We start from the raw sequence: 12,541 nt of genomic DNA on the forward strand, positions 1-12,541 counted from the left end.
CCTACCGCCGGTTGAGCGGCCCATCTCTTGCGGACGAAACCACCTCGTCACCCGGCCGCCGGCTCCTGAGTCGAGCCCGGTAGACCGTGATGGTCGCGATCACGACAGCCAGCACCGACAACATGTCGGACTCTGTTATCCCGTGCTCGATGTTGAAGGACATCAGTACGCGGCCCTCGATCGGCTGATTCCACAGTGCCCATGCGACACCGGTGACCACGAGAACCGCGGCGGCGCCGTAACTCGGCCTGGCGAGGCACCACGCACCCACGACGAAGAGAAGGTTCATCAGGACCAGGGCGTGGAACGGGTCGGGCATCAGGACATTATGGGTAATCGGACTTGACCGTGCTCGTTCTGCGGATCGTTACCTGTGAAGTGGGGGGGGTTAGAAGTGCGCGACGCCTGACGAGACGACGACGGTCCACGTTGTGACACCGGATTCCAGGGCGGCGGCGTGCGTTGTTCGGTTACCCGCGACGATGAGGCCGACGACAATGGCAACCAGGCAGATCCCCATCAGAATCCATGCCCACACTGGGGCCGATTTGGCGAAAACCTTGACCGCATTCCACATGTGCAGAGATCTCCTGACGTTCCTGGGACCGTTGGGCCGCTGCAACTCTATCGACAGGTCAGACGCCACCCAAGGACGCGCCCTGCTTCCTGTGACGTTCCACGCCCAGTAGGTATCGCGACAACGACGTGCCAGCGAGTAGGAGGGCGGCGGCCCACGGAACGAGAAGAGCTGCGCCGAAGTCGACCCAACTACCGGAAGGCGGCGTCCGCAGAAGCCAGAGGACGACCGCGTGCGTAAGCACCACCATGAAACCGGCGGCGGCGAGTCTCGTTGTCCACTCGGCGGCGCGTCCCGTCCAGCGGATCGCAGGCTCGAGGACGAGTACGAGGCCGGCTGCGATCACCGCCGCGACGATCACGCTCAGAACAGGCGTGCCGAAGTCTGCCTGTTTCATGTCCATTGGGTCGCTCAGGCCGCAGAAGACGAGAATCGACGAGAGCACCAACCCGGCAGCACCCCATGAGGCCGGACGTCGGATGCGTTCCCTCACCGACCGAAACGCAACTCCCACAAGGATGAAGATCATCGCCGGAACTGCGACGCCCAGAGAGAGGGGGAGTGCCGCTACTGCCGAGCTGTTGGTGTAACAGACGACGATCCCGGCGGCCGCAAGAACCCACGGTGTCCAAGCTGGCAGACGCTGCATCGATCGAAGCAGCATTGCAGCGAAAAAGAGGGCGGTGACGAACCAGAAGGCCGAGTACGGCCGACCAAGCTCCGCTCCACCCCAGAGGATGTCGCGGATCAACGGGGCTGGTTCTTTTGAGTCGCGTAACACCGACAAACCGACGTATGGGACTGATATCAGTGCGAGCCAGCAGATGTAGGGGACAAGAAGGGTGCGCGCGCGTTTCCGCACCTCAGTTCGCAACGGCCGCGTTGTCGTCCACAGATAGCCGGTCAGGAAGAAGAACAGTGGCACATGCCACGTGTAGATCGCCTCGCGCGTGAACAGATTGTCCCAGACATGCCCCGCGACAATCGCAGCGATTCCGAGAACGCGGAGCAGGTCGATGGACACCGACCGACTTGTGGGGGCCACAATCCGCGCGCTCAGTGGGCTTGTCTGCCGCGCGCCAGGAGCGATGAGAGGTAATGTCCGTAGCCGGACTTCATAAGCTTCTGTGCACTTGCAAGTAGTTCTTCATCGCTGATGAATCCCTGTCGCCACGCGATCTCCTCCGGCGCAGCAATTTTGAGTCCCTGGCGTTGTTCGACGGTGCGTACGAAGTTGCCGGCGTCGAGGAGGCTGTCGAAGGTGCCGGTGTCGAGCCAGGCGGTCCCGCGAGGCAGCACCCGTACCGACAGTTTGCCGCGGTCGAGGTAGTGGGCGTTGACGTCGGTGATCTCGTATTCGCCGCGGGAGCTGGGCCGCAGGTTGCGGGCGATGTCGACCACGTCGTTGTCGTAGAAGTACAGGCCGGGCACCGCGAAGTTCGACTTCGGTCTCGCGGGCTTCTCCTCGAGCGACAGAGCGTTCCCGTCGGCGTCGAAGTCGACCACGCCGTAGGCCTCCGGGTTGGCCACCCAGTACGCGAAGATCGCACCCCCGTCGATCTCGTCGAACCCCTGTAGCTGGCTTCCCACGCCGGGGCCGTAGAAGATGTTGTCGCCGAGGACGAGAGCCACCGAGTCTGTACCGATGTGGTCGGCGCCGAGGACAAAGGCCTGCGCGAGTCCGTCCGGGGAGGGCTGGGTCTTGTAGGTGAGGTCGATGCCGAACTGGTCGCCGTTGCCGAGCAGGTTCTCGAAGGCCGGGGCGTCGTGCGGGGTGGTGATGATCAGGATGTCGCGGATCCCGGCCAGCATGAGCGTCGAGAGCGGGTAATAGATCATCGGCTTGTCGTAGACCGGGACGAGTTGCTTGCTCACCCCCTGCGTGATGGGGTGCAGCCGCGTGCCCGTACCGCCGGCCAGAATGATGCCCTTCATGCGGCTAGGTTAAGCCGATTGTGCACATTTCGCAGAATTGATTCTCGTATGGGTCTATTTGCGACTATTCGCGGTAATCAATGTCAGTTAACAATGCGGACCAGACCAAACACGGTCCAGCGCCGACGAGGTCTACGGCGATCTCGATCTCGACGACCCCGCCCGCTTCACCGAAGACGACCATCTCCAACTGCTCCAACAACTACGGCCCGTACCAGCACATCGAGAAGTTCATCCCCCGCCAGATCACCAACGTGCTCTCCGGGGTGCGCCCCAAGCTCTACGGCGACGGCCGCAACGTCCGGGACTGGATCCACGTCGACGACCACAACGACGCCGTGTGGACAATCATCGACCGCGGCCAGATCGGCGAGACCTACCTCATCGGCGCCGACGGCGAGGTCGACAACCGCACCGTCGTGGAGACCATCCTCGAACTCCTCGACCAGCCCGCCGACGCCTTCGACTTCGTCACCGACCGCCCCGGCCACGACCGCCGCTACGCCATCGACTCCACCCGCCTGCGCACCGAACTCGGCTGGACCCCCGCCTACCTCGACTTCCGCGCCGGCCTCGCCGCCACCATCGACTGGTACCGCGACCACCCCGGCTGGTGGCAACCCGCCAAAGAAGCCGTCGAACAGAAGTACGCCACCACCGAACGCGTCACCGGCTGAACCTGCCGAGCGGTTCGCATTTCGTCACGCCTTGTTAATACCCCGTTGTCAAGCAGGGGTGTGACCTCGAAGAAAGCATCTGCTTTACGGTCCTCGAATAATAGTTACTATGTGTTGATCGCTTGTGGAGTGACCCCGGACACATGCATGTTGATTCCGCGTTCGCATATGTCCCTATTTTGCAGGCGTCGACAATTGAAGGTGTGGGTGGCAGCCGTCCGGGTGTCGCGCGACGGTAGCGAAGATCCTTCGCTGACGGAAAGGTGCAGCTCATGCTCCTCGCCGAAGGCCCATGGAGGCCCATTGAGCGCTACTGTTGCCAGTACGTAAACGTACTCGGCCTGCACCTTGAACTGGGAAATCCGCGTTGCTCGGTCGAGTTGTCAGTGTGATCGAAGTGAAATAAGCTCGCCGCACAGGACGTGTTTCGAAGTTGAAAGTCGTTCTTGTGCGGCGTTGGGGAGTTCGCCTTTTCCTTCAGTATTTTCGGGGTTGTATGGAGGTGGGCAGTGGCCGATCGTCAAGCCTACGAACGGCCGGTGCGTAGCGCTGGCCGCCGCAACCAGCGGCTCCGGTTTGTCGATCGTGCACACGAACGTTCGCGCTCGTGGATGAGTGCATATCTCCTGCGGGTTTCGATTTCAGATGCGGCGATCGTCGGGCTTGCGGTCTGGGTGGCTCAGCGGGTCCGCTTCGGTGCCGATGGCGCGATGACACCGAATGGTGCGGTCGGCGCACCCGCGATCTACGTCTCTGTTGCACTGGCGATCTCGTGGCTCCTGGCCCTCCGGGCATTTCAGAGCCTCGACCGCCGCATCATTGCCTCCGGTTCGCAGGAATACAGCCGAGTCGTCACTGCCTGTTTATCGGTCTTCGGTGTGCTCGCAATGCTCGATCTGCTCTTCAAACTGAACATCGCCCGGGGATTCCTGGCGCTCGCGCTCCCGATCGGAACGTTCGGGCTGTTGCTGTCCCGGTGGTTGTGGCGACGTGTCCTTCTGATCCAGAGGCGTCGATCGGAGAATCTGGAGCGTGTGTTGGTGGTCGGCACCCGCAGTTCGGCGGTGCCGTTGATGGAGCGACTGGTCAAGCACCCAGAACTTGGCTACCGCGTTGTCGGTATCTGCCTACCCGAACGAAGTGGGCGACCGCGCCAGATGGCGGTGGGGGACGTGCAGGTGCCCGTTCTCGGGACCTTCGACGAAGTCTGTGACTCGGTTGCGGACTCAGAGGCCACCACTGTTGCCGTGACGTCTGCGGAAGCGCTGGGTCACGACGCGATGCAGGCGCTGTCATGGGATCTCGAAGGACTCGATGTCGACATGATCGTGTCTCCGGGCGTCACCGACGTCGCCGGGCCCCGCGTCATGGTGCGTCCGGTCGCCGGACTGCCGCTCCTTCACATCGACAAGCCTCGATACGAAGGTGCAAACCGGTTTCGCAAGGCCTTTGTCGACCGGGTTGGCTCGGCGGCCATTCTGACTGTCATCGCTCCGGTGTTCCTCGCAGTGGCGGTGGCCGTCAAGATGGATTCGCCCGGACCGGTCTTCTACCGCGCGACCCGGGTCGGCATCAACAATCGGCCTTTCCTCATGTGGAAGTTCCGTTCGATGGTTCAGGACGCGGACAAAAACAAATCAGATCTCAGAGCTCTCGATGAGGGCGCAGGGGTGCTGTTCAAGATGCGTGACGACCCACGCGTCACGAGGGTGGGTGCCTTCATCAGGCGTTACAGCATCGACGAGATCCCGCAGTTGCTGAATGTGCTGGGCGGCACGATGAGCCTCGTCGGCCCGCGGCCGCCGTTGCCCGAGGAGGTCGAACAGTACGACGGCCGGGTGGCGCGGAGGATGCTCGTCAAGCCCGGAATGACCGGGCTCTGGCAGGTCTCGGGGCGTTCTGACCTGTCGTGGGAAGAATCCGTACGGCTGGATCTGTCCTACGTCGAGAACTGGTCGATCATGCAGGACGCACTGATCCTGTGGCGGACCCTCCGCGCGGTGTTGCACAAAGACGGAGCGTACTGAGCAATGGGCGTTCCAGTAGCGAGGATCCGCACGCCCGAGATCGCGAACAACGTCAACGAAAGGTGTAGTGGCTCAGAAGCGATGGACGTTCGTGTCCTCAGCGTGATGCTCCCGGTCGTGCTCCTGCTCGCCTCGTGCGCGACGCATGACCCCAGACAGTCGATACAGGCACAGATGTTGGGGGAGTCGGGATATGGCTTCGTCTCGGACAGTGTCGGATTGTCAATCGAATCCGCGACGCTCGCCGGCGAGGGCAGGGCGCTCCAGAGGCAGGAGCTCGTAAGCCTGTTCCAGGACTTCCGTCCAGGAATGGTCTTGCGCGTCGGTGGCAACACTTCGGACCAGATGTTCTGGACGTCCTCGGACGAGCCCAGACCTTCGGGCTACCGGTTCACCGTCACGCCGGAAGGGCTGAACAGGTTGGCGGAGCTGACCAAAGAACTCGGCTGGCGCGTGGTCATGGGGGTCAACCTCCGGGCTCGAGACGCTCGGCGGGCTGCCGATATGGCGGAGCATGCGCGATCCATCTTCGGGGACTGGCTCACAGCGATCGCCATCGGTAACGAGCCCAACGTCTACTACCCGTCGAACCCTCCGTTCGGAACGTATGCGAGTGACTACCGTGCGTATAGAAGTGAGATTCGCAGGGCGGTACCCGACGTCGACATCCAGGCGCCGGATGCGAGTGGGAACAGATACGACTTCATCTGGAGTAGCGCATCGCAGTACTCGCGATCGCCTTCGACCGTGCCCGATGCCTACGCCGCACACTTCTACGGATCGCGAGGGTGCGACACCGACACGATGCGTCCGAGTGCATTGTTCACGGAGTTCGCCGATGAGAGTAGACAGTCATCGCTCTCGGACATCGCACGAGCTGCCTCGTTGGCGAACTCGCCGAAAGTTGTTCTTTCTGAGGTGAACTCGATCAACTGTGGTGGGATGGCCGGGATAAGCAACCGGCTCGCGGGCGCGCTCTGGATGCTCGACTTCGCCTTCGATGCGACGACACAAGGATTCAACGGGGTCTACTTTCATGGCACGCTCACCGATTGCATTGCCTACTCGCCGGTTTGCGTGTCCGGAGACCGGGAGATCAACACGGCAGATTCTTTCAAGGCACTGCTGACGCTGAATCGCATGGCAGACGGCATGGCGATGCTGTCGGTTGCTCCGTACGAGTCGGACTCGTCGATCCGGCTCTACGGACTGAGGGGCCGGAACTCGCTGGCGCTAGTCGCGATCAACACTGCGGAAGGCGATAACGACTGGGTCGACGTCGACGTCGATCTGCCCGGGTCGAACTTCGCTGAGCTGAGTTCCGTCGAATTACTCACCAAGGACGAGACCGATACCGACGGAACGAGACTCGCTCGAAAGACTTCGATGGACGGGATGCCGCCGGATCTCGACGAAGAATGTTCCCTCGGCCCGAGCGACAGCGAGCCGGTGGGTACAGCTCATGTCGCGAGTCGCCCGGCTTCGGCGAAGGTCATCTTTTTCTGCGAGCGCAACGACTAGGCGATCAGCGCCAATTACTGGTCCCGAACAAAGCATTGAGAAGGGAAATTCGGATGAGGATTGTTGTCTTCGGACTCGGTTACCTCGGCGCGACGCATGCCGCCTGCATGGCGGAGCTCGGTCATGAGGTCCTGGGTATCGAACTCGATGATTACCGGCGAGAAGAACTCGCGCGAGGTGAGGTCCCGTTCTACGAGCCCGGTCTGCCAGACCTGGTCCGGAAGCATCTGGAGTCAGGACTGCTGCGCGTGTCGGCGAGTTACGAGGAAGCCGCCGAGTGGGGCGGCGTGTACTTCATCGCGGTCGGTACTCCGCAGCGAAAGGGTGAGTACGCCGCGGATCTCCGCTACGTGGAGAGCGTGGTCGAGAGCCTCGTGCCGTTGTTGACAAGCGATGCACTCATTCTCGGAAAGTCGACGGTTCCGGTCGGCACGTGCGAACGGCTCGCGAACCGCGCGCAGGATCTCGCCAAGGACGATGTCACCGTGCACCTCGGTTGGAACCCTGAATTCCTCAGAGAGGGTCACGCGATCGACGACACGCTGCGGCCGGACCGTATCGTCGTGGGTGCTGAGAGCGGCGGTGAACTCGAAACCGCGGCGCGTGAGGTGTACGCCCGGATGATCGAGGCGGGCACTCCCTATATCGTCATGGACCGGCAGAGTGCCGAGATGGTCAAGGTCGCCGCGAACTCGTTCCTCGCGACGAAGATCTCGTTCATCAACGCGATCGCCGAGGTCTGCGAGGCCGCCGGTGCAGATGTCACAGCGGTGGCAGACGCCATCGGACACGATGACCGAATCGGACGCAAGTTCCTCAACGCGGGACTCGGTTTCGGCGGCGGATGCCTACCGAAAGACATCAGAGCGTTCATGGCTCGAGCAGGCGAACTCGGTGCTTCCGAGGCACTGTCGTTCCTGAGGGAAGTCGACAACGTGAACATGCGTCGTCGCAACCGCATGGTGAATCTGACGAAGCGCTCATGCGGTGGATCTCTTCTCGGGAAACGGGTGGCCGTTCTCGGCGCGGCCTTCAAGCCCGAATCCGACGATGTCCGGGATTCGCCTGCGCTGAACGTTGCCGGTCAGCTGCAACTCCAAGGCGCCTCGGTCGTGGTCTACGACCCGAAGGCAAACCAGAATTCGAAGCGGCTTTTTCCGACTCTGGACTACGCGGCGAGCGCGCGTGATGCCTGCACGGATGCTGATGTGGTGGCGGTGCTGACGGAGTGGAAGGAGTTCCGGTCCTTGAGGCCCACAGATCTGAACTCGATCGTTCGTGGCCGCACCATCATCGACGGCCGGTTGTGCCTCGAGCAGTCCGTGTGGGAGGCGGCCGGTTGGTCGTTCCTCCGCTGACCGCGACTCGGGAAGCAATGTACGGAAGCGGGAATCGAGGCTTGATGCAGTCCAACGGTCTTGGCGACGGGCGGTCGCGACTACGACGTGCGGTCGGAGACGCGAAATTCCGAGTTCAGAAGCGAATGTTGTTGATCCGGATGAGGACAATTAACGCGTTGCCACTGAGGCGATCCGCGCTGGGCGACGCCGGCGCTCCTGTCGTGAGCCTTACTAGCTATGGGGATCGAATCGCGCTGGCCCATCTCGCGATCGAGTCGATCCTACGAGGACGGCTGAGGCCGTCCCGGGTGATCCTCTGGGTCGACGATCGGCAGACGTTCGACCGCCTGCCCGCGCAGATCAGGCGCCTGCAGCGGGTGGGCCTCGAAGTCCGCGTCGCTGACGGGGGCACCGGACCGCACACCAAATATTTCGACGCTCTCGCGCTTGCCCTCGAGGACGACGTCCCTCTCGTGACAGCCGATGACGACACGATCTATCCGGTCGACTGGCTACACAAACTGTTCGAGCAGCATCTCGGTCACCCCGATGCACTGACCTGCTATCGGGCTCGCCGCGTGGTCGTCGACACCTCCGACGACGACCGTGGGCCGCGCCTGGCCTCCTATTCGGAGTGGCCGCTGGTTCAGGACTCGGTCGAGAGCAACCGGAACTTCGTGACCGGGGTGTCTGGTGCGCTGTACCCCGTCGAACTGATGCGGGCCCTGCTTGCCCGTGGCACCCGGTTCGAGCAGGCGTGCCCTCGGGCAGACGACGTGTGGATCAACCACACCGCGCTGCAGGCGCAGATACCGATTCGCGTGGTCGACGGTCGAAGTCGCGACTTCATTTCCGTCGACCCCGCTCAGGCGGTCGGCTTGAAGCACGCCAACGTGGCGCAGGGCGGAAACGACGTGCAAATCGACGCGACGTACTCCGAACTGGACCGGAAGCAGTTGGCCGGCTCGTCATGACTGCGCCGAGGATCGCGGCGGCGACTGATGAAGACATCGACGTCGCTACCGATCGCGACTCCACACGAGATCTCGGTCGGAGTATCGCGATCGTCACGCTCGGAAATCTGACGCCTCTGCTGGCCTCGCTCATAACGGCACCGCTGCTGGCGCGTGCGCTAGGTGCGGAGGGGCGCGGTCTGGTCGCCGCGGCAACGGCGCCACTGCTGGTGGCATCCGCCGCGCTGACAGTGGGAATGCCCGACGCGGTGACATATTTCGTGGCACGTCGTGTGCGGACGCTGCGTTCGCTCGGCCTCGGGCTCCTGGTCGTGTGTGTCGTCGGCCCGCTCGGTAGTACTGCGATCGCGTCGATATCCGAAATTCTGGCCGGGGACCATCCCGACATCGAAGGTCTGATGTCGATGATCGGCCTGATGCTCACTCCCGCCCTCGTCGCACTCGTCGTGCGTGGCTACGCGAGAGCTGTGCAGGCATGGTTCCTCGTGGCGTTCGATCAGTGTCTGGCAAGCGTGTTCCGTGTCGGCGCGCTCGGGTTTCTCCTCGCAACCGATGGACTGACGATCACCTCGGCTGCCTGGGTGCTCGCGATTGGCAACTGTGCGGGCGTCCTTGCCTACCTCGGTCTGCTGGGGAGGCGCGGGACGCGGGCTTCGAACCCGGACTCGGATCTGCCGCTGGGAAAGCATGCCGCACAGCTGACGCGTTTCGGCCTCGGTGCATGGATCGGGTCGGCGGCCGGCGTCGTCCTCGCGAGGCTGGACCAAGTCCTGTTCCTGCCGTTGTCATCAGCGGAACAACTCGGTATCTACATCGTCGCGGTGTCGCTGGCAGACATGGTTCGAACCTTCAACACAGCAGTCCGGGATGTCGTGTTCTCGGTTCAGTCGGCCAAGAACGACGACGAGAGCCTCGGCCGCGCCGCACGATTGTCAACCATCATCACGGCGGCAGTCGGTGTGACCGCGATAGTGACGGGATGGTGGCTCGTGCCGCTTGCGTTCGGACCCGAGTTCACGTCCGTCACCGCGGTTCTCGCGGTGATTTTGGTCGGTACCGTTGTCGGGAACCCAGGATCTGTTGCCGCCGCGGGAATGACTGCCCGTGGGCGGCCGATTCTGCGAAGCATCGCGATCCTGTCATCCGTCGTGCTGAACATAGTGCTCCTGGTGCTGCTCCTTCCGGGTCTCGGTGCCATGGGCGCCGCCATCGCGTCGATGGTGGCCAATGGCATCTGTGGCTTGTTAGTCCTGGTGCTCGCCAACCGCGTGTTCGGTATGAAACCTGCTCTGTTCCTGCGTTTTCGGCGAGATGACTTCGTACTCCTCGGCGAGAAGGGTCGGGGTTTCGCCCGGCGGATGATCGTCGTCGTGAGAAAGCGGCATGATGCCGGGAAGTCAGGAGGGTGATCGTAATGCACGACAGCTCGGCAGAACTGGTCCGCGGACGGTATCTGGTCTCGGTCGCCACGTACAGACGGCCCGAGGGGTTGAAGCGTTTGCTGGACAGCCTGATCGCGAGCAGCGACGGTTCTGATGTCGTGGTCGTCGACAACGACCCCGATGGATCAGCACGCACGATTGCCGAAGCCCACCCAGCTGTCACCTTCTATGCGATCCAATCCGACGCCGGAATCGCCCAGGCCCGCAACGCGGGATTGGAGTACTTCACCGCCGATTACAGCGGGATCATCTTCGTCGACGACGACGAGTGGGTGGAGGCGGACTGGTTCGACTCCCTGATCGCTTTCCGCGAGTCCAGCGGTGCAGACGTCGTTCAGGGTCCCGTGATCACCTGTCTGCCTGAGAGTTGCCCCGAGTGGATTCGGCGCGGTGGCTTCTTTCAGCGGGAGCGGGTGCCGAGCGGGACCACGTTGCTGTCCGCGGCCACCAACAACACGGTGCTCGGGCGCGAGGCCTGGGTGCGTGCCGGTGAGCCGCGGTTCGACCCGTCGTTCAGCGAGACAGGTGGCAGTGACTGGGATTTCTTCTGGGGCTTGCGAAGAAACGGCGCTCGAATCGTGTACTGCAACGAAGCTGTTGTGTCCGAAGATGTGCCGACGTCGAGGCTGAGTGCCAAGTGGTTGATACGGCGGAGCGTGCGGAGCGGCATAGTTCATTCGCGAGTTCGACTGAAGTACCGCGACAATCCGCGTCGCGCCCTCCTGAAAGGTGTGCCACGGGCCGGCTACTACGGGCTCTTGTTCGTCCGCGGGCTGGTCCTCGACCGCAAGATAGCCGCAAAGCCGTTCACCGTGGTGAGTTTCGAGATCGGAAAGGCGCTCGGCCTGATGGGATACCGCACATACGAGTACCGCCGAACCAACAATGGAGCATCCGTTGCGTAGATCAACGTCCGAGGACACGAAGGTAGCGCTCATGGCGTTCCCCATGCACGGCCAGCACAAGCTGAGCAGGGAAGGCTATCGAACTCGCGACGGGCACTTGATCGAGTGGTTCGGCCGATTGCTCGACGGCTCCGGCAGCACCGCGGTCATCTCACGTCCAGAGCCTCACCTGACCGGTGCATCCGCGAAATCGAGGAACTTGAGACTGGCCGAGAACACCACGGCACTCAGCACCTTCACCTGGATGTTGCCTCGACTTTCCGACCGCCAGGCGTGGTGGGTGGACTCGCTTCCGAAGTATCCACGTCTCGACACGGACATGGCTCTTGCCGATGCGGTGGTCTGGAATCCCTTCGTGTCGCTGAGCGCGTCCTGGCCCGATCTGGGCGCGGGCGACCGCAAACTGGTTTTCGATCTGCTGGACGACTGGACAGTGCATTTCGCCTTCGAAGGGATCAGTTCCCAGGTCCATCGGGCCTACGAGACGATGTTCGCTAGGGCGGACCACGTGACGGCGAACTCGGAAGCGACCGCCGAACTGGCGCAGCGCTTCGGTCGCTCCGACGTGCACCTCGTGCTGAACGGATGCGATCCCGAGCGGTTCGTGCAGCAGTCCGGAGCCGAGGGAGCGATCACCGTCGGGTATGTCGGAAAGATTGGTCGTCGCCTCGACCTCGACCTGATCTGTCAGACCGCGGAACGGTTTCCCGATCTCGAGTTCGTGTTCGCCGGCCCCATCCTGGACCGCGAGTACCGGGCACCCCTCGCCGCGGCGGAGAACATCCGATTGCTCGGTGACGTCCACTACGAACGCGTGCCAGATCTGTTGACCACCTTCGACATCGGCTGGGTTCCGCACCGGGTGGGTCGCGGCGAGGTCGGCGGTGATGTGATCAAGACCTACGAGTACCGGGCTGCCGGGCTTCCGGTACTGACGACGCCGGTTCTGGGAACAGGGAGTCGCAAACTCGACGACGGAGTCTTCGTCGTCGACGCGGACGGACACCAGGCGTGGTTGGCCGAGCACGTGAAAGACGGCCGGCCGGAACGGATTGCGGCCGCCATTCCCGATTCGGTGACCTGGCGCCACAAGGCCCGGTTCATGCTCGATCTCCTGGGACGGTGACCAGGTGGTAGCGAATG

10 protein-coding genes and 1 pseudogene are annotated in these 12,541 nt (G+C 62.7%); 8 read left to right on the plus strand and 3 right to left on the minus strand.

All coding sequences use genetic code 11. The annotated features are described in order from the left end of the window. Position 1: 1 nt before the first annotated feature. The 3 genes from B1818_RS17490 to rfbA all read right to left on the minus strand — a co-directional run bounded on the left by B1818_RS17490 (position 2) and on the right by rfbA (position 2,512). The gene (locus tag B1818_RS17490) at positions 2 to 319 is read right to left on the minus strand and encodes a hypothetical protein (RefSeq protein WP_078113477.1); all 318 of its coding nucleotides are present in this window, start codon (positions 317 to 319) and stop codon (positions 2 to 4) included. A 316-nt stretch (positions 320 to 635) separates the two neighbouring features. Beyond that, on the minus strand, positions 636 to 1,601 hold the full coding sequence (locus B1818_RS17500; protein WP_078113479.1) for an acyltransferase family protein: 966 nt from the start codon (positions 1,599 to 1,601) through the stop codon (positions 636 to 638). 32 nt (positions 1,602 to 1,633) lie between these two features. Further along, the gene (gene rfbA / locus B1818_RS17505; RefSeq protein ID WP_078113480.1) at positions 1,634 to 2,512 is read right to left on the minus strand and encodes a glucose-1-phosphate thymidylyltransferase RfbA; all 879 of its coding nucleotides are present in this window, start codon (positions 2,510 to 2,512) and stop codon (positions 1,634 to 1,636) included. Between the two features lie 118 nt (positions 2,513 to 2,630). Here rfbA and B1818_RS17510 point away from each other — a divergent pair. From B1818_RS17510 to B1818_RS17545, 8 genes and pseudogenes are all read left to right on the plus strand, one after another. Further along, positions 2,631 to 3,189 (plus strand): annotated as a pseudogene (locus tag B1818_RS17510) (dTDP-glucose 4,6-dehydratase); the annotation flags it as partial. A gap of 611 nt (positions 3,190 to 3,800) precedes the next feature. Then, the gene (locus B1818_RS17515; protein ID WP_139363051.1) at positions 3,801 to 5,216 is read left to right on the plus strand and encodes a sugar transferase; all 1,416 of its coding nucleotides are present in this window, start codon (positions 3,801 to 3,803) and stop codon (positions 5,214 to 5,216) included. Positions 5,217 to 5,219: 3 nt separating this feature from the next. Further along, complete coding sequence (locus tag B1818_RS17520) at positions 5,220 to 6,737, plus strand: hypothetical protein (RefSeq protein WP_078113482.1); 1,518 nt, start codon at positions 5,220 to 5,222, stop codon at positions 6,735 to 6,737. Between the two features lie 53 nt (positions 6,738 to 6,790). Beyond that, positions 6,791 to 8,095 carry a UDP-glucose/GDP-mannose dehydrogenase family protein gene (locus B1818_RS17525; RefSeq protein ID WP_078113483.1) on the plus strand — a complete coding sequence of 435 codons (1,305 nt, stop codon included), beginning with the start codon at positions 6,791 to 6,793 and terminating at the stop codon, positions 8,093 to 8,095. A 290-nt stretch (positions 8,096 to 8,385) separates the two neighbouring features. Then, positions 8,386 to 9,051 (plus strand): glycosyltransferase family 2 protein, encoded by a 666-nt coding sequence (locus tag B1818_RS17530; RefSeq protein ID WP_254859737.1) that lies wholly within the window; start codon positions 8,386 to 8,388, stop codon positions 9,049 to 9,051. Next, the gene (locus B1818_RS17535) at positions 9,048 to 10,460 is read left to right on the plus strand and encodes a lipopolysaccharide biosynthesis protein (protein WP_078113485.1); all 1,413 of its coding nucleotides are present in this window, start codon (positions 9,048 to 9,050) and stop codon (positions 10,458 to 10,460) included. The genes B1818_RS17530 and B1818_RS17535 overlap by 4 nt, the downstream gene beginning before the upstream one ends. 5 nt (positions 10,461 to 10,465) lie before the next feature. Next, a complete protein-coding gene (locus B1818_RS17540; protein WP_078113486.1) occupies positions 10,466 to 11,398 on the plus strand; it encodes a glycosyltransferase in 933 nt (310 codons plus the stop codon). A gap of 31 nt (positions 11,399 to 11,429) precedes the next feature. Next, the gene (locus tag B1818_RS17545) at positions 11,430 to 12,524 is read left to right on the plus strand and encodes a glycosyltransferase (RefSeq protein ID WP_078113487.1); all 1,095 of its coding nucleotides are present in this window, start codon (positions 11,430 to 11,432) and stop codon (positions 12,522 to 12,524) included. The last annotated feature ends 17 nt before the right edge of the window (positions 12,525 to 12,541 follow it).

The organism is Gordonia sp. IITR100 (genome assembly GCF_002009645.1).
GTDB lineage: Bacteria > Actinomycetota > Actinomycetes > Mycobacteriales > Mycobacteriaceae > Gordonia > Gordonia hongkongensis.